Origin of the sequence: Streptomyces sp. NPDC007095, from assembly GCF_040634475.1 — a bacterium.
GTDB lineage: Bacteria > Actinomycetota > Actinomycetes > Streptomycetales > Streptomycetaceae > Streptomyces.
On sequence record NZ_JBEYFS010000053.1, the window covers coordinates 1 to 17,309 of the forward strand.

General features: G+C 70.6%; 16 protein-coding genes. 3 read left to right on the forward strand and 13 right to left on the reverse strand.

Translation table 11 applies throughout. The annotated features are described in order from the left end of the window. Positions 1–213: 213 nt before the first annotated feature. Positions 214–987, forward strand: a complete 774-nt coding sequence (locus ABZ656_RS19590; protein WP_360269473.1) for an SDR family oxidoreductase — start codon at positions 214–216, stop codon at positions 985–987. An 84-nt stretch (positions 988–1,071) separates the two neighbouring features. Further along, complete coding sequence (locus tag ABZ656_RS19595; protein WP_101403683.1) at positions 1,072–1,779, forward strand: ester cyclase; 708 nt, start codon at positions 1,072–1,074, stop codon at positions 1,777–1,779. A 100-nt stretch (positions 1,780–1,879) separates the two neighbouring features. Here the strand turns inward: ABZ656_RS19595 and groL are convergent, their stop codons facing one another. The 4 genes from groL to ABZ656_RS19615 all read right to left on the reverse strand — a co-directional run bounded on the left by groL (position 1,880) and on the right by ABZ656_RS19615 (position 5,986). Then, positions 1,880–3,508 carry a chaperonin GroEL gene (gene groL, locus ABZ656_RS19600; RefSeq protein ID WP_101400159.1) on the reverse strand — a complete coding sequence of 543 codons (1,629 nt, stop codon included), beginning with the start codon at positions 3,506–3,508 and terminating at the stop codon, positions 1,880–1,882. Positions 3,509–3,637: 129 nt separating this feature from the next. After that, positions 3,638–3,946 (reverse strand): co-chaperone GroES, encoded by a 309-nt coding sequence (gene groES / locus ABZ656_RS19605; RefSeq protein WP_060901476.1) that lies wholly within the window; start codon positions 3,944–3,946, stop codon positions 3,638–3,640. 334 nt (positions 3,947–4,280) lie between these two features. Then, positions 4,281–5,060, reverse strand: a complete 780-nt coding sequence (locus ABZ656_RS19610; protein ID WP_101400158.1) for a polysaccharide deacetylase family protein — start codon at positions 5,058–5,060, stop codon at positions 4,281–4,283. Then, positions 5,057–5,986 (reverse strand): polysaccharide deacetylase family protein, encoded by a 930-nt coding sequence (locus tag ABZ656_RS19615; protein ID WP_360269476.1) that lies wholly within the window; start codon positions 5,984–5,986, stop codon positions 5,057–5,059. Before ABZ656_RS19615 ends, ABZ656_RS19610 begins: the two co-directional genes overlap by 4 nt. Positions 5,987–6,096: 110 nt before the next feature. Here ABZ656_RS19615 and ABZ656_RS19620 point away from each other — a divergent pair, with 110 nt between their 5' ends. Beyond that, entirely contained in the window at positions 6,097–7,284 is a 1,188-nt protein-coding gene (locus ABZ656_RS19620; RefSeq protein ID WP_101400157.1) for a methyltransferase domain-containing protein, read from the forward strand. Positions 7,285–7,324: 40 nt separating this feature from the next. Here ABZ656_RS19620 and ABZ656_RS19625 read toward each other — a convergent pair whose 3' ends face one another. From ABZ656_RS19625 to ABZ656_RS19665, 9 genes are all read right to left on the reverse strand, one after another. After that, positions 7,325–8,584 (reverse strand): RNA polymerase sigma factor, encoded by a 1,260-nt coding sequence (locus tag ABZ656_RS19625; protein ID WP_360269516.1) that lies wholly within the window; start codon positions 8,582–8,584, stop codon positions 7,325–7,327. Positions 8,585–8,686: 102 nt separating this feature from the next. Further along, the gene (locus ABZ656_RS19630) at positions 8,687–9,043 is read right to left on the reverse strand and encodes a YciI family protein (RefSeq protein ID WP_060901481.1); all 357 of its coding nucleotides are present in this window, start codon (positions 9,041–9,043) and stop codon (positions 8,687–8,689) included. Between the two features lie 143 nt (positions 9,044–9,186). Beyond that, positions 9,187–9,765 (reverse strand): Uma2 family endonuclease, encoded by a 579-nt coding sequence (locus ABZ656_RS19635; protein ID WP_360269478.1) that lies wholly within the window; start codon positions 9,763–9,765, stop codon positions 9,187–9,189. A 59-nt stretch (positions 9,766–9,824) separates the two neighbouring features. Then, positions 9,825–10,307, reverse strand: coding sequence for a hypothetical protein (locus ABZ656_RS19640; protein ID WP_360269480.1), 483 nt, complete (start codon positions 10,305–10,307; stop codon positions 9,825–9,827). Between the two features lie 65 nt (positions 10,308–10,372). Further along, positions 10,373–11,371 (reverse strand): LCP family protein, encoded by a 999-nt coding sequence (locus ABZ656_RS19645; RefSeq protein WP_180362352.1) that lies wholly within the window; start codon positions 11,369–11,371, stop codon positions 10,373–10,375. Between the two features lie 196 nt (positions 11,372–11,567). Continuing rightward, complete coding sequence (locus ABZ656_RS19650; RefSeq protein ID WP_180362024.1) at positions 11,568–12,923, reverse strand: endo-1,4-beta-xylanase; 1,356 nt, start codon at positions 12,921–12,923, stop codon at positions 11,568–11,570. An 87-nt stretch (positions 12,924–13,010) separates the two neighbouring features. Further along, positions 13,011–14,072 (reverse strand): LacI family DNA-binding transcriptional regulator, encoded by a 1,062-nt coding sequence (locus ABZ656_RS19655; protein ID WP_360269482.1) that lies wholly within the window; start codon positions 14,070–14,072, stop codon positions 13,011–13,013. A gap of 112 nt (positions 14,073–14,184) precedes the next feature. Beyond that, positions 14,185–16,413, reverse strand: a complete 2,229-nt coding sequence (locus ABZ656_RS19660) for a glycoside hydrolase family 3 N-terminal domain-containing protein (RefSeq protein WP_360269484.1) — start codon at positions 16,411–16,413, stop codon at positions 14,185–14,187. 42 nt (positions 16,414–16,455) lie between these two features. Continuing rightward, positions 16,456–17,220 carry a carbohydrate ABC transporter permease gene (locus ABZ656_RS19665; RefSeq protein ID WP_248003692.1) on the reverse strand — a complete coding sequence of 255 codons (765 nt, stop codon included), beginning with the start codon at positions 17,218–17,220 and terminating at the stop codon, positions 16,456–16,458. Between the last annotated feature and the right edge of the window lie 89 nt (positions 17,221–17,309).

Genomic DNA, 17,309 nt, shown 5'->3' on the forward strand with positions numbered 1-17,309 from the left:
TCCTCGCACTGGACGTACTTGGGCTTTCGGCCGGTGCGGCGAGAGTGCGTGCCGGGCGTCGCGACGGGGCGAACGTTGCCTGTTGCGGCACTAGCCGCTCGAAGCAGGGGCGCGGGGGCGGGGGCGTCCGGGGTGTGCGGGGAACTCGTGGAGCAGGCTCGGGCGTTGGGTGGCGGGGCGCGGCGCGCCTGGTCAGGTCACTAGCCTTGGGCCATGACAACGGCTCTGATTACGGGATCGACCGCGGGCATCGGCGCCGCCTTCGCACGGCGGCTGGCGGCTGACGGGCACAACCTCGTGCTGGTGGCGCGCGACACCAAGCGGCTGGGCGAGCAGGCGACCGAACTGCACGACCGGCACGGCATCGAGGCGGAGGTGCTGACCGCCGACCTGTCGACGGACGAGGGCATCGAGGCGGTGGCCGCCCGCCTCTCCGACCGCAAGAACCCGGTCGACCTGCTGATCAACAACGCGGGCTTCGGCAACAAGGGCCGCTATCTCGAGGTGTCGATGGCCGACGAGCTGACGATGCTCAAGGTCCACTGCGAGGCGGTGCTGCGGTTGACGTCGGCGGCGACCGAGGCCATGCGGGAGCGCGGCCGGGGCGGAGTGGTCAACGTCGCGTCGGTGGCCGCGTTCGTGCCGCGGGGTACGTACGGGGCGTCCAAGGCGTGGGTCGTGCAGTTCACGCAGGGCGCGGCGCGGGATCTGGCGGGCAGCGGCGTACGGCTGATGGCGCTGGCTCCCGGCTTCGTCCGCACCGAGTTCCACCAGCGGGCCGGGATGGGCACGGACAACATCCCGAACTGGATGTGGCTCGACGCGGACAAGCTGGTCGCGGCGGCGCTCGCGGACCTGGCCCGCGGCAAGTCGCTGTCCGTCCCCGACCCCCGCTACAAGGCGCTGATGGGCCTGGTGAAGGTGGCGCCGCGAGGTCTGCTGGGCGGAATCACGTCGAAGACGGGCCGGAAGTACGGCCCCCGGTAAGGGCCACCGCGCGGTGGGTGGTGTCGTCCCTCCGGTGGGAAACTGAGGGTGTTCAACCGGACCCAGGGGGCCGGAGGCGACGCCATGACATTCGTACAGCTCATCGACTGCAGGACCAGCCGGTTCGACGAGATGAACCAGCTGATGGACACATGGGTCGAGAAGACCAGGGGCAAGCGGACCGCGACGCACAGTGTGATCGGCAAGGACCGCTCCGACGCGACCCACTTCATAGAGATCGTGGAGTTCCCCTCGTTCGAGGAGGCGATGCGGAACTCGAACCTCCCCGAGACCGAACGGATCTTCCAGGAGATGGTGACGCTCTGCGACGAGCTGCCGACGTTCACCGACCTGGACGTGGTGCGGGACGAGCAGTTGTACGCGGCCAACATCCGCAGGTTCTTCGAGACGCTCGCGACGCCGGGTGAACTGCCGCCGCTCAACGGTCTGATGACGGAGGGCTACCACGACCACGATCCGGCCAACGCGCAGGACACCATCGGTCTCGACGCGATGCGGCGCGAGATCGAGATGTGGCGGGGCGGTTTCGACTTCACGTTCACCGTCGAGGACCAGCTCACCCAGGGCGACCGGGTCTGCACCCGGTGGACCTGGAACGGCACCCACAAGGGCGACTTCATGGGGATCCCGGCGACCGGGAAGCAGGTCACCATGACCGGTACGACCGTCTTCCGCTGCCAGGAGGACGGGAAGATCGCCGAGGGCTGGTGGCAGTACGACCAGCTGGGGCTGCTGGGTCAGCTGGGGGCGCTGGACGCGCTGGAGCAGTAGTACCGGTCGGTGCCGGTGGTGCGGGACCTGGCAGGTGGTACCGAGTACGGGAGAAGCCCCCGTTCCGTGCGGAACGGGGGCTTCTTCGGGAGTACGAGACTCAGTGGGAGTGCCCGTGGCCGTGACCGTGACCGGCGTCGGCCTCCTCCTCGGCCGGCTTCTCGACGACCAGGGTCTCGGTCGTGAGGAGCAGGGAGGCGATGGAGGCGGCGTTCTCCAGGGCGGAGCGGGTGACCTTGACCGGGTCGATGACACCGGACTTGACCAGGTCGCCGTACTCGCCGGTGGCGGCGTTGAAGCCCTGGCCCTTGTCGAGCTCGGCGACCTTGGAGGTGATGACGTAACCCTCGAGGCCGGCGTTCTCGGCGATCCAGCGCAGCGGCTCGACGGCGGCCTTGCGGACGACCGCGACACCCGTGGCCTCGTCGCCGGTCTTGTCGAGGTTGCCCTCGAGGATCTTCACGGCGTGGACGAGCGCGGAGCCACCACCGGAGACGATGCCCTCCTCGACCGCGGCGCGGGTCGCGGAGATGGCGTCCTCCAGACGGTGCTTCTTCTCCTTGAGCTCGACCTCGGTGGCGGCGCCGACCTTGATCACGCACACGCCGCCGGCCAGCTTGGCGAGGCGCTCCTGGAGCTTCTCGCGGTCCCAGTCGGAGTCGGTGTTCTCGATCTCGGCCTTGATCTGGTTGACCCGGCCGACGACCTCCTCGGAGTTGCCGCCACCGTCGACGATGGTGGTGTCGTCCTTGGTGACGGTCACACGGCGGGCGGTGCCCAGCACGTCCAGACCGACCTGGTCGAGCTTGAGGCCGACCTCCTCGGCGATGACCTGACCACCGGTGAGGGTGGCGATGTCGCCGAGCATGGCCTTGCGGCGGTCACCGAAGCCAGGGGCCTTCACGGCGACGGCGTTGAACGTGCCGCGGATCTTGTTCACGACCAGGGTCGACAGGGCCTCGCCCTCGACGTCCTCGGCGATGATCAGCAGCGGCCGGGAGGCGTTGGCCTGGATGACCTTCTCCAGCAGCGGCAGCAGGTCCTGGATGGAGCTGATCTTGCCCTGGTGGATGAGGATGTACGGGTCGTCGAGGACGGCCTCCATACGCTCCTGGTCGGACACCATGTACGGCGACAGGTAGCCCTTGTCGAAGGCCATGCCCTCGGTGAAGTCCAGCTCCAGGCCGAAGGTGTTGGACTCCTCGACGGTGATGACACCGTCCTTGCCGACCTTGTCCATCGCCTCGGCGATGAGCTCGCCGACCTGCGGGTCCTGGGCGGACAGCGCGGCGACGGCGGCGATGTCGGACTTCTCCTCGATCGGGCGCGCGGTGGCGAGGAGCTCGTCCGAGACCGCCTTGACGGCCGCGTCGATGCCCTTCTTGAGCAGCGCCGGGGAGGCACCCGCGGCGACGTTCTTCAGGCCCTCGCGGACGAGCGCCTGGGCCAGCACGGTGGCGGTGGTCGTACCGTCACCCGCGATGTCGTTGGTCTTGGTCGCCACCTCCTTCACCAGCTGGGCGCCGAGGTTCTCGTACGGGTCGTCGAGCTCGACCTCGCGGGCGATGGTGACACCGTCGTTGGTGATGGTGGGTGCGCCGAACTTCTTGTCGATGACGACGTTGCGGCCCTTGGGGCCGATCGTCACCTTGACCGTGTCGGCAAGCTTGTTGACGCCGCGCTCGAGGGCGCGACGGGCGTCCTCGTCGAACTTCAGGATCTTCGCCATGGGAGCGATTCAGCCCTCTCGGAAAACTGGGGTGAACGAACCGCGCCCCCGACGCCCGGCTGGTTATGGTCGCGGGGGCCAGGGGCGCAGTTCACTGCAAAACTGGGTGAAACGGTGAAGCTCGGTGAACTACTTCTCGATGATCGCGAGCACGTCGCGAGCCGAGAGGACGAGGTACTCCTCGCCGTTGTACTTCACCTCGGTGCCGCCGTACTTGCTGTACAGCACGATGTCGCCGGTGCTGACGTCGAGCGGCAGGCGCTCGCCGTTCTCGAAGCGGCCCGGGCCCACGGCAAGGACGACGCCCTCCTGGGGCTTCTCCTTCGCGGTGTCCGGGATGACCAGGCCAGAAGCCGTGGTCTGCTCGGCGTCCAGCGGCTGGACCACAACACGGTCCTCGAGCGGCTTGATGGCAACCTTGGAGCTGGTGGTCGTCACGATCCGACCTCCCCCTTCGGAGATCTCACGGGGTTAACTGTCTGAGGTGGCGACCAGGTGGATCCGTCGTCGCGGGTGCCGGACCTGCCCGTCGCTATTGGCACTCTCCAGGGGGGAGTGCCAGGGCCGAGACTATGACCGCGATTAGCACTCGGTCAAGCGGAGTGCCAAAGCGTCCGGCGTGGCGTGGGGTTTTGGGCACCCGGCGTGCGTGTCGGCGCGCCCGGGGGCTGTCGCTCCCAGACCCCCGCCATCGGCCTGAACGGCCTCGTCCTCGAACACCGGACGGGCTGATCGATGCCTCCCCGAGTCGATGCCTCCCCGAGCCGAATCGTCAGAGGTAGTTCTCCAGGCGTGCCGGTGTGAAGCCCTCCGCCTGGATGCGTCGCAGGAGTCTGACCGTCGCCTCCGTGAGGTTGGGCTCCTCGAAGCCGGAGAGGATGTCACCCGGTCGCAGACGGCGGGCGTCGGGCTCCCGGCCGAGGACGACGGCCACGACCCCGCAATCGGAGGCGGCGTGCAGCGTGGTGGTGTCGTAGGCGCCGTAGGGGGGACGGAAGAGCCGGGGGCGGATACCGAAGCGGGCCTTGAGCTTCTCCTGCTGGCCGCAGATCTCGGCCCGCTGGCCCGCGTACGGCAGTCCGCGCAGCGAGGCGTGATGGAGGGTGTGGTTCTGCACGCTCGCGCCGACCGTCCGCAGTTGGGCGAAGTGCCCGTATCCCGGCCCGACGACACTGTCCGTGAGGAACATGCTGACCGGCAGCCGCAGTTCACGGACCATGTCGACGAACCGCGGATCGCGCTCGGCACCGTCGTCGTACGTCAGGAAGACCACTTTGTCGCGGGTGGGTACGCGGTCCACGACGGGAGCCAGTCCCGGCGCCGCGCCGCGGAGGGCGGGCCGGGCGGGCTGCTGCGGCGGGGCGGCGAGCGGGGTGGGCAGCCCCCAGCGGCGGTACGTCGCCGGGGTCGGCCCGTTCGGCCTGGACCTGCGCACCTCCTGCGCGGCCTTCTTGCCAAGCCGTTCGATCGGGTCGACGGACTGGGCACAGCCGGTGCAGCCGGTCAGGAGCGCCGCGGTGAGCGCCCCCGCGACCAGCGCCCGCGTTCTCACAGGTAGTCCTCCAGCCGTGCCACCGCGTACCCCTTGTCGGTGACCAGCTTCAGGAAGCGGCGGATCATGTCGGGCATGGTGCCGTCCCAGTCCTCTTTGCCGCGGAAGTGGGTGAGGACGATGTCGCCGGGGTGCAGGTCGCGGTCCCAGTCGCGGTACTCCCAGTGGTCGACGAAGACCTCCTCGTCCCAGATGGGCGCGTACTTGATGCCGCAGGACTTGGCGGCGCGCAGGGTGTCCTGGTTGTAATTGCCGTAGGGCGGCCTGAGGACCTTCGGGCGCTTGCCGAACTGCTTCTCCATGATGTCCTGCATGCCGCAGATCTCGTGCCGCTGCTCCTCGTACGACAGCCCGGGCAGGTAGGGGTGGGTGAGGGTGTGGTTGTTGAGGGTGACGCCCTGGTCACGCATCTTCCGGAAGTACCCGTAGTCGTCCTTGACCAGGTAGTTGCTCAGGAAGGCGGTGTACGGGATCTTCAGGTCGCTCATCATCCTGAGGAACGCGGGGTCCTTCTCGGAGCCGTCGTCGATGGTGAGGAAGACGACCTTGTCCTTGGTGGGGACGGTCGTGAAGACCGGCGGCAGGCCGAGCTCTTCCTGATCGGTGACCTCGAAGCCGTCGCGGGGTCTGATGACCGGCTTTCTCGCCGGGGCCGGCGGCGCGGCCAGCGGGACCTTCGTGAGCCCCCAGTGCTTGGCCGCGACGGCCCGGGCGGCCTGCTGCTCGCGGATTCTGGCGGCGTAGGAGTCGAGGGCGCGGGCCGGGGGCGCGTGCAGCGCCTGCTGGGGCCCCTGGGCCGAACGGGCGCCGTTGGTGTCGTCGTCGGCGCAACCGGACGCGAGGGCGGCGACGGCGAGGACGGCGACCCCGCCCCAGACGCGCGCCCTCTTTGCGTTGTTTTTGTACTTTTGTCGTACTGATCGCATGGTGTCGGATCCTTGCAGGCCACCGTGCGCCCGGGGCTCCGACACCGCGACCGGGGGCGCACCGTCCACCGACTGGCCCACACCCGCCCGCACTGACCGACAATGGGCCGGTGAACGACGTCTCCTTCGCCTCCCTCCTCACCCCCGAGGGCCGCGCCCTGCTCGACGAGGTGCGCGGCACCGAACCGGCCCAGGAGCTGGCCGTCGCCACCCGGCTGCGCCGCGACCACCCGGCCGAACTGGTCTCGGCCGCACTCGGGCAGGCACGGCTGCGGCAGCGGGCGGCGGCGAAGTTCGGCGCCGAGGACGCGGAGCGGATGTTCTTCACCCCGAACGGGGTCGAGCAGTCGACGCGCACCACGGTCGCCACCCATCGAGCGCGGCGGCTGCGGTCCCTGGGCGTGCGCTCGGTCGCCGACCTGTGCTCCGGCATCGGCGGCGACGCGATCGCGCTGGCCCGCGCCGGGATCCGCGTCCTCGCCGTCGACCGCGACCCGCTGACGGTGGCGGCGGCGCGCGCGAACGCCGATGCGCTCGGGCTCGCCGACCTCATCGAGGTGCGCGAGGCCGATGTCACGGAGGTCGACACGCAGGCGTACGACGCGGTCTTCGTGGACCCTGCGCGGCGCGGCGGACGCGGCCGGATCTTCGACCCGGAGGCGTACTCACCCCCGCTCTCCTGGGCGATCGCGACGGCTCTGAAGGCCCCGCTCGCCGCGCTGAAGATCGCCCCGGGCATCCCCCACGAGGCCATCCCCGCCGAGGCGGAGGCCGAGTGGATCTCGGACGCCGGTGACGTGAAGGAGGCGGTGCTGTGGTTCGGCACCGAGCCGGGGCTGGTGCGGGCCACCCTGCTGCCCGGCCCGCGCGAGCTGCGCGGCCGCGGCCTCCCCGACCCCGCGGTGCGCGAGGTCGGGCGCTACCTGTACGAGCCCGACGGCGCCGTCATCCGCGCCCATCTGGTCGCCGAGGTCGCCGAGGAAGTCGACGGCGGGCTCGTCGACGAGACGATCGCGTACGTCACGGCGGACGAACTGCGCCCGACGCCGTACGCCTCCGCCTACGAGATCACCGACCGACTCCCCTTCAACGTGAAGAAGTTGAAGGCGCTGCTGCGGGAGCGGGGGGTCGGGGTGCTGACGGTGAAGAAGCGGGGGTCGGCGGTCGAGCCGGAGGAACTCCGCAAGAAGGCCCTGCCCAAGTCGCACGGCCCCCACTCGGCCACCGTCTTCCTGACCAGGGTCGCGGGGGCACCGACGATGCTGCTCGGCCACCCGGCCCAGCGGCACGCCTCCTAGGTCCTGTCGCCCTGGCAGGAGTCCCCCTGTCGGCAGTCCTCTAGCCGCAGTCCCGCGCCCGCGTCTCCAGCAGCACGCGTTCCCGTTCGTTGCGGGCCAGGCCCGCGGCTCGTTCGAACTCCGCGCGGGCCTGCGCCGTACGGCCGAGGCGGGCCAGCAGGTCGCCGCGGACGCTGGGCAGCAGGTGGTAGTCGCGCAGGGTCGGTTCACCGGTCAGACGGTCGACGATCTCCAGCGCCGCGGCGGGGCCCTCGGCCATGGAGACGGCGACGGCGCGGTTCAACTCGACCACGGGAGACGGGGAAAGGGCCGCCAGCAGCCCGTACAGGGTGGCGATCTGCCGCCAGTCCGTGTCCTCGTACGCGTACGCCTGGGCGTGGCAGGCGGCGATGGCGGCCTGGAGGGCGTACGGGCCGGCGGGTCCGGTGGTGCCGGCGCTCGCCCGGCCGAGGGCGGCGAAGCCGCGGCGGATCAGCAGGCGGTTCCAGCGGCGCCGGTTCTGGTCCTTGAGGAGGACGGGCTCGCCCGAGGGGCCGGTGCGGGCGGCGGCGCGGGACTCCTGGAGCTCCAGCAGGGACACCAGCCCGTGCACTTCGGGCTCCTTGGGCATCAACTCGGCGAGCACGCGTGCCAGTCGCAGCGCGTCCTCGCACAGGGCGGGGCGCAGCAGGTCGTCGCCCGCCGTGGCCGCGTACCCCTCGTTGAAGACCAGGTAGATGACCTCGAGTACGGACCCGAGGCGGGCCTCGCGGTCCGGGCCGTAGGGGACCTCGAAGGGGACGCCCTTCGTCGCCAGGGTCCGCTTGGCGCGCACGATGCGCTGGGCGACGGTCGCCTCCGGGGCGAGGAAGGCGCGGGCGATCTCGGGGGTGGTCAGACCGCCGACCAGGCGCAGGGTGAGGGCGATGCGGGCCTCGGCGGAGAGGACGGGATGGCAGGCGGTGAAGACGAGCCGCAACAGATCGTCGTCGATGTCGTCCGGGTCGGAGGGTTCGTCGAGGTGGTGCGGGGCGGTCACCGAAAGGTCCCGCCCCACCTCCTCCAGCTTGCGCGCGTACTGCTCCCTGCGGCGTACGAGATCGATCGCACGACGCTTGGCCGTGGTCGTCAGCCACGCGCCCGGGTTGTCCGGGACGCCGTCCCGCGGCCACTGTTCCAGCGCCGCGACCAGGGCGTCCTGCGCGAGCTCCTCGGCGATGCCGACGTCACGGACGATGCGGGAGACGCCGGCGATGATGCGGGGCGACTCGATCCGGAAGATCGTCTCCACGGCTTCGACGGCTTCGACGTCACCTCTGATGGCCCCGGACGGGTCCGACGGTGTGACGGGCGTGACGGCGGGCTGCTGCTCTTCCACAACCCACCATCAGACACCCGCGGCGGCCACAGGCCAAGGAACCGCTCAGCCCTCGGCGATCTCCCGCACCTCGCAGGTCACCGTCCAGTGCTCCTCGTGCACCTTCAGGAACCGCTTGGTCCACTCCAGGGCCTCGGCCATGTCCTTGCACTGCATGAGCGCGTAGCCGCCGACGACCTCCTTGGACTCGGTGAAGGGCCCGTCGGTGACGGAGAGCTGCCCGCCCGACCAGTGCACCCGCTTGCCCTGGGCGGACGGCGTCAGCCCGGCGGTGTCGAGCATGACCCCCGCCTTGGTGATCTCCTCGATCAGCTCGCCCATCCGCTGCATCAGCTCCGGGCTCGGGCCCTCGGCGGGCGCGGTGCTCTCGTCGATCTGGACCAGCGACAGGTAACGCGGCATGGTGACTCCTCGTGTCCGTGGTGCCTCGGAGGCGGGGCTTCTCCCTGCCTCTCACCCGTGCGTCGAACGGGAGACACCGGTTTCGACACCGTCCCCGGATTTCTCTGGATTTTTTTCTCGCGGCGGGGTGCGGCGGCTGCGGTTCAGTCGGCGAAGTCCTTGAGCTTCTGTGTATCCAGCGTGAACCCGACCGGATCCGGCAGCTCGATCACCGCTCCGAACGCCCGGGTGGTGAGCGAGCGGTAGACGCCGCCCTCGGGGTCGCAGTGCACGGTCACGCTGTCCGTGTCCCGGTCGACGAGGAGGTAGACGGGGATGTCGGCGGCCGCGTATCCGTCGGGCTTCTCGATCCGGTCACGCCGGTCGGCGTCCCGGTCGTGCGAGGTGACCTCGACGACCATCAGGACGCCCGCAGGTTCGGCCCACTCGCCTTTTCCGGCGAAGTACTCCTCGGGCGCCAGTGCTCCGCCCGGCCGGGCGCGCCCCTTGCGGTACGCCTGGATCTGGAGACCTTGTTCCGGGAAGAGAAAGAGTTCGGGGCGGTACTGCATGCACCGCTTGAGGAGCCAGGCAACGATCTGCGCGTGATTGCCGTCCGGCATGGGCTTGACCCCGATCCTTCCGTTCAGGAATTCCAGCCGCGCCGACTCGGGCGCGTGACGAGCGAGCTCCTCGAATTCCTCGACGAGCATCTGGGGCCGGTCGGCAGTGCTGGGGGTCACGGCGTCGCCTCCTCCCCTCCATCCTGCCCCGGTCACGGGCGGACCGTGCTGCAAGGTCGTCATGTGCCTGCTCCTTTCTTCGTCCTGGTCCCCGTACGGGTCCCCGCGCGCAGGGCGGCGCGCAACTGCCCGACGTGGGCGCGGGCCTCGTCGGCCGCGAGGGCGGGCCGCCCGCCCCAGCACCCCCCGCACAACCCGCCCCGCAGCTCGACACCGTCCTCCCCGCCCGGCTCCCCGCACGCCGTGCACACCACTTCGTACCGGGGCGCCGATGGCTGTGGCTCGGGCGGCGGGGGCAGTTTGGCGAGGAGCCGTGCGCGTACGAAGGCGTACGCGTGCGCCACGCGCTCCGGAAGCCCCGCCGTCAGCGCCTGGACGAGCTGTGCCTCACCCGCACCCCGCGCGAACCACTCGGCGGCCTCCTCCTCCAGCGCCGCGCACTCCCCAGCCGACAGCGTGAGCCGGGCGTCGATCCGGCCGAGCCGGGCCAGCGCGCCGTACGCCGTCGAGCGCGCCGACTGTGCCGGGGGCCGCTCGGTCACCGGCGTCCGCCAACTCCTCTACTGGCGCTATCTGTTGACGTACCGGGTCGGCGGCGTCGGCCCGGTCAATTGAGCGAGGCCCACAGGTCGCTCGCCTCCGGCTCGTCGGCCACCACCCGGTTCGGGTTCGACGGGGCCGTCACCACCGGCATGGTGACCGTCTTGACCTTGTCGGAGGAGAGGGACTTCAGGCTCTGGCCGAGCTTCATCAGTTCGCCCAGCGAGTCGAGCCCCGTGTCCGTCGTCAGGCTGCCGGTGACGGCGTCGGCGACCTTGTAGAGCTTGGCGGGATCGGTGAGCAGGGACGTCGACGCCATCTGTTCCAGCAGCGCCTTCACCAGCTTCTGCTGGAGGCCTATGCGGCCGAGGTCGCTGCCGTCGCCTATGCCGTGCCGGGTGCGGGCCAGCGCCAGGGCCTGGGTGCCGCCCAGGTGGTGGGTGCCCGCCTTCAGGTGCAGATGGCTCTTGTCGTCGTCGATGTTCTGGTCCGTCGTCACGGTGACGCCGCCGAGCGCGTCCACCAGCTTCGCGAAGCCGGAGAAGTCGATCTCGATGTAGTGGTCCATGCGGACGTCCGTGAGGGACTCGACGGTCTTCACCGCGCAGACCGGACCGCCCACCGAGTACGCGCTGTTGAACATCGCGTTGTACGCCACCGAGGTCGTCCCGCCGGACGAGGTCGGACACGACGGACGGGTCACCAGGGTGTCCCGGGGGATGCTCACCACCGTCGCCTTGGTGCGCCCCTCGTCGACGTGGACGACCATCGCCGTGTCGGAGCGGGCGCCCGAGCTGTCGCCGCCCCCGAGCGCGGCGTTCGCCTTCCCACTGCGCGAGTCGGAACCGAGGACCAGGATGTTCAGGGCGCCGCTCGGCAGCGGGGCGGCCGAGGCGGAGGCGGACGCCGACGGGGTCGACACCGCCTTCGCCGGACGGTCGTCGCCCAGCGCGCTGTTGATGTCCACGCTCTTGATGTTGTGGTTCAGGTGCCAGTAGGCCCAGCCCGCCCCGGCCGCGGAGAGCACGAGGACGCCGGCGAGCGTGATGCCGGCGGCTTTCAGCAGACCTCTCCGCCGTCCGGCACGTCTCGCGGCGCCCTCGTTCCCGTCCCCGCTCTCGACCCCGTCCCCGCGCCCGGCCTCACGTCCGCCCCCACGCTCCTCTTCTGCAGTCACGCGGAGGAACGTAAGTCCGAATTATTACGAGCAGGAACCTCTTCTGGGGTTTCCTTCGGAAAATCTCAGACTTCTCACGCCACCCTCAGCCCAGCGTCACGGTGGGCACCGGATTGCTCCCGCTCCATGACGCGTTGAACCCGAACGTCACTGATCCGCCGTTCGGTACCGTTCCGTTGTAGGAGGCGTTCGCGCACGTCACCGCCGCACCGGACTGGGTGCAGTCGGCGTTCCAGGCCTGGGTGATCCGCTGGCCCGCGCCGTACGTCCAGTTCACCTTCCACGACGACAGCGCGGCCCCGGAACAGGCGATCCTCACCTGCCCCGTGAACCCCGTGTTCCACTGGCTCTGGACGCTGTACGTCGCCGTGCAGGCACCCGTGGACGGTGGCGTCGAGGTCCCGCCCAGCGAGCCCGCGATCGCGTAGTACGCCGGTTTCGGCACGTAGTTCTCGTCGTACGGAGTCGCCGCGCCGTACCCGGAGAAGACGTCCGGGATCCAGGAATCGGAGTCGGTGAAGCCCCAGACGGTGACGCCGTAGCACCGGGACACCGCGACGCACGCGTCGAACACCGTCTTGTAGTCGGCGGCCTGCTGCGTCAGCTTCGCGCTGTCGGAGGGGACCTGCATACGGATGTCCAGCTCCGTGATCGCCACGTCGACGCCGAGGTCGGCGAAGCGCTGGATGTTCTGCTGGAGCGTGGACGGCACCTGGCCGAGGACGAGGTGGGCCTGGAGGCCGACCCCGTCGATCGGGACGCCGCGCTCCTTCAGCGACCTGACCAGGTTGTAGAGGGCGGTGCTCTTGGCGTTGACGCCTTCGACGTTGTAGTCGTTGATGTAGAGCTTGGCGCCCGGGTCGGCCGCGTGCGCCCAGGTCAGGGCCTGGGCGATGTAGTCGGAGCCGAGGCCGTTGTACCAGAGGGTCGAGCGGTAGGTGCCGTCCTCGTTGAAGGGCTCGTTCACCACGTCCCAGGCGGCCAGCTTGCCCTTGTATCGGGTGACCTCGGTGGTGATGTGGTCCTGGAGCAGCGAGCTGAGCTGGGCGGACGTCCAGCTGCCGTTCGTCAGCCAGCTCGGGTTCTGGCTGTGCCAGACCAGGGTGTGGCCGCGCACCTGCTGGTTGTGGGCCTGCGCGAAGGCCACGATCTGATCGGCCTCGGCCCAGTTGTAGGTGCCCCGGGTGGGCTCGACGGTCTCCCACTTCATGGCGTTGCCGGGGGTGAGCGAGCTGAACTGGGCCCCGGCGATGTCGCCGTACGTCCCCGTGAGCTTGGACCCGGTGACGGCGGTGCCGATCACCTTGCCCTTGGCGGCGGCCAGGTCGCGCAGCGGGGTGTCGGCCGCGTGAGCGGCGGGGGCCGCGACCAGCAGGGCGCCGAGGGCGGCGATGCCGGTGAGAACGGAACCCAGGGATAAGCCTGTTCTCAGAGATCTCATGCGGGTGCCTCCGAAAGTTTCGGTCTTGCAACCGATTGGCTTCGGAGGAGTGTGGAGCGGGATGCCCCACTCGTCAATACGTCCACTTCACGCCGAGCCGACCGCCGCAGCCGCCCCCGTACTGCTGCGCACCACCAGGCTCGTGGCCAGTTCCACTCTGGTCCCTGCCGCCGGCCGCTCCTCGCGCCCCAGCTCCAGCACCAGCCTGGCCGCCGCCTCCGCCATCTCCGTCAGGGGCTGTCGTACGGTCGTCAGCGGCGGCCCGACCCAGCGCGCCACCGGCAGATCGTCGAACCCCACGACGCTCAGGTCCTCCGGGATGCGCAGGCCCAGCTCGCGGGCTGCCTCGTACAGGCCGAGCGCCTGGAGGTCGTTGCCGGTGAAGACGGCCGTCGGGCGGTCGGGGCGGCGCAGCAGGTCGAGGCCCAGCCGGTAGCCGTCCTCGTGGTGGAAGTTCCCGACTCTGATCAGCTCCGGGTCCACCGGCAGTCCCGCCGTCTCCAGCGCCGCCCGGTATCCGTCGACGCGCGCGCGGCTGCACATCATCCGCGAGGGCCCGCTGATCGCGCCGATCCGCCGGTGCCCCAGGTCGACGAGATGGCGGGTCGCGGCCAGCCCGCCGTGCCAGTTGGTGGCGCCGATGGACGGCACGTCGTCGCCCGGGTCGCCCGCCGGGTCCATCACCACGAACGGGATGGACCTGCTGGTCAGCAGCGCGCGCTGGGACTCGTCCAGCCGGGACAGCACGAGGATCACGCCGTGCGGGCGACGGGCGGCGACCTGGTCGGCCCAGGTCCGCCCGGGGGTCAGCCGTCCCGCGCTCTCCGAGAGGACGACGCTCAGCCCCTCGTCCCGCGCCACGTTCTCGACGCCCCGGATGACCTCCATCGCCCAGGCGCTCTCCAACTCGTGGAAGACCAGGTCGATGAGGGGTGAGCGGGTCGCCTCGGCCCGGCGGCGCCGGTAGCCGTACGCGCGCAGCAGCTCCTCGACACGGGTGCGGGTGGCCGGAGCGACATCGGCCCGGCCGTTGAGCACCTTCGAAACAGTCGGAGCGGAGACGCCGGCCTCGCGGGCGATCTCGGCGAGGGTCGCGGTCCCCGAGGGACGATCCGCCATCCGCTTCTCCACGGGCTTCGCGGGATTCATGGGCGCGATCGTATCCCCGGGTGCACGCCGGGCGACCCCTCTCCGACCCCAGGGAAGGTCCGTAACATTCGAGAACTGGAAGGAAACATTCGGCGACGCGCGCACCGACGGCTCACTTCACGCGCACCTCGCACCGCATCCGCCGCTCCCGGCCCACCACCCGTTCGGGCCCGGTCAGCGTCACCGGCACCGCGTACCGCACCTCGCCCTCGGCGCTGGACACACCCAACCGCAGCTCCAGTTCCCCCGGTTCGACGATCCGGTCGCCGTCCGGGCCGGTGTACGCGGCCAGGTCCGCCGGGACCGTGAAGTGGACCTCCGCCGACGCGCCCGCCTCCAGCGGCACCCGCGCGTAGCCCACCAGCCGGACCACCGGCCGCGCCACCTTGCCGACCGGGTCGTGGAGATAGAGCTGCACGACCTCGGTACCGGCCCGCTCCCCCGTGTTGCGGACGGTCAGCCGCAGGGTCGTCTCGCCGTCCGTCGGGAACGCGGTGTCGTCGACCGACGGCGCCTGCCAGTCGTACGTCGTGTACGACAGCCCGTGTCCGAACGGGAACAGCGGCGTCGGGTCGAGGTTGCTGGCCTCGCCGCGCTGTCCGAGCGGCGGGGCGAGATACGTCCACGGCTGCCCGGCACGCTCGCGCGGCACGCTCACCGGGAGCCGCCCCGACGGATTGACCCGCCCGGACAGCACCCCGGCCACCGCGGGACCCCCCTCCTGTCCCGCGAAGAACGCCTGCACCACCGCCGCGCACCGGTCCGCCCAGCGCCCGAGCCCGTACGGCCGCCCCGAGAGCAGTACCAGCACGACCGGCGTCCCGGAGACCAGCGCCTTGTCGACCAACTCTCCCTGTCCCTCGGGCAGTTCGAGATCGGCCGCGTCGCACCCCTCGCCCGAGGTGCCCCGCCCGAACAGCCCCGAGCGGTCGCCGACCGCCACCACACACACGTCGGCGGCCACCGGATCATCGGTGAACTCCACGTCCGGCAGCTCGGCGCGCAGCGCCTCCAGCAGCGTCGGCACGCCCACCCCCATCTCGACCTCGGGGTAGTCGAGGAGGACATGCCGGGGGAAGGTGTAGCAGCCGAGCATGGCCGCGGGATCGTCGGCCAGCGGACCGAGCACGGCGATCCGCCGCACCCCGGACGCCAGCGGCAACGTACCCCCGTTGGCGAGCAGGACGACCGACTCCTCCGCCAACTGCCGGGCCAGCGCACGCATGTGCGGCGGATCGAGGTCGACGGATCCTGAGTCCGCTGGCTCCGCCGCCCAGTCCGGATCCAGCAGCCCCAGTTCGCACTTCTGCGTCAGCACCCGCAGCGCGGCCCGGTCCACGAACTCCTCGTCGAGGGGCCCGGAGCCGTAGCAGCGCACGGCGGGCAGCTCGACGTCCACGCCCGCCGCGAGCGCGAGCGCGGCCGCCCCCGAAGGGGAGTCGGTGAGCCCGTGCGCGGACTCCAGGAGGGACACCCCGAAGTAGTCGGCCACGACCGTGCCGGTGAACTGCCACTCCTCCCGCAGGAGTTCGGTGAGCAGTCGGCGGTGCGCGTGGGCGGGCAGCCCGTCGAGGTCGTTGTACGAGGCCATCACCGACCGCGCCCCGCCCTCCCGTACGGCCATCTCGAACGGCGGCAGGATGACGTCCGCCAGTTCGCGCGGGCCGAGCGAGGCGGGCGCGTGGTTGCGGGCGCCGCGGGAGGCCGAGTAGCCGGCGAAGTGCTTGAGGGTGGCGACGACACCCGCCGACTCCAGTCCCTGGACATAGGCGGTGCCGACGGTCGCCACGAGGTAGGGGTCCTCGCCGATCGACTCCTCCGTACGGCCCCAGCGGGGATCGCGTACGACGTCGAGGACCGGGGCGAGGCCCTGGTGGACGCCGACCGAGCGCATCGAGGCTCCGATCGCCGCCGCCATCTCCTTCACCAGGGCCGGATCGAAGCTCGCGCCCCAGGCGAGCGGGGTCGGGAAGACGGTCGCCCGCCAGGCCGTGAACCCGGTGAGGCACTCCTCGTGGGCGAGCGCCGGCAGCCGGAAGCGGTTCGCGGAGCGGATGCGTTCCTGGAGGGCGGCAAGACGGGCGGCGCCCTCGGCCGGGTCGACCGGTGCGGTGCCGAAGGGGCGGGTCAGCTGGCCGAGCCCGTGCGGGAGCAGCCGCGTCAGGTCGATGTCCTCGGACAGGGCGTGCTGCAACGGCGCCATGTCCCCGCCCGGGGTCTCGTTCGAGCCGGGCCAGACGCTGTAGAGCTGGGCGACTTTCTCTTCCGTGGTCATACGGGCGAGCAGATCGGCGGCGCGGACGCCTGCGGGCAGAGCGGTGTCCTGCCAGGGGTCGGTCATGTAACTCCTCACATCCACAGGGGCATCGGGAGGGGCCGGCGCTCAGCCCTTGGTCGCGCCGAGCGTGATGCCGCCGATCAGCTGTCGTTCGGCGACCGCGTAGAAGGCCAGGGCGGGCGCCATGGCGAGGACCAGATAGGCGAAGATGCGGGCCACGTCGGAGGCGTACTGGCCCTGGAACTGCTGGATGCCGACGGGGACCGTCCACCAGGTGGGTTCGCTGAAGACGAGCAGGGGGAGCAGGAAGTTGTTCCAACTGCCCACGATGGCGAGGACGGACACGGTGCCGAGCGCCGGGCGGGCCAGCGGCAGCAGGATGCGCCAGAAGAAGCCGAACGAGGAGCAGCCGTCGAGGGTGGCGGCCTCCTCCAGTTCGCCGGGGATCTCCCGGAAGAAGCCGCGCAGGATGACGATCGTCATGGGCAGGCCGAAGGCGGCCTGGGGCAGGATCACGCCCCAGGGATTGTCCAGCAGCCCGAAGGTGCGCAGCAGGATGAACAGCGGCAGGATCGCCACCGCGAAGGGGAACATCAGTCCCATCGTGAAGACGGTGAAGAGCACTTCCCTGCCCCGGAAGGCGAACCGCGCGAGCGCGTAGGCGGCGAGCGCCGACGCCCCCACGGTCAGCAGGGCGGTGGCGACCGCGATGAGGGTGCTGCTGCCGACGGACCGCCAGAACGGTCCCGAGCCGAGCAGCGAGGTGTAGTTCGAGGTCACCCAGGGGTGGGGAAGGCCGAAGGTGTTGCTGGAGAGCTGGTCGGTGGACTTGAAGCCGGAGACCAGGGCGTACAGCAGTGGGGTCACCATGACGGCGCCGACCAGCCACAGGATCACGTACACGGGCAGCGAGCGCAGTCTGCGACGGCGTACGACACTCTTCGGGACCGTGCTCTCAG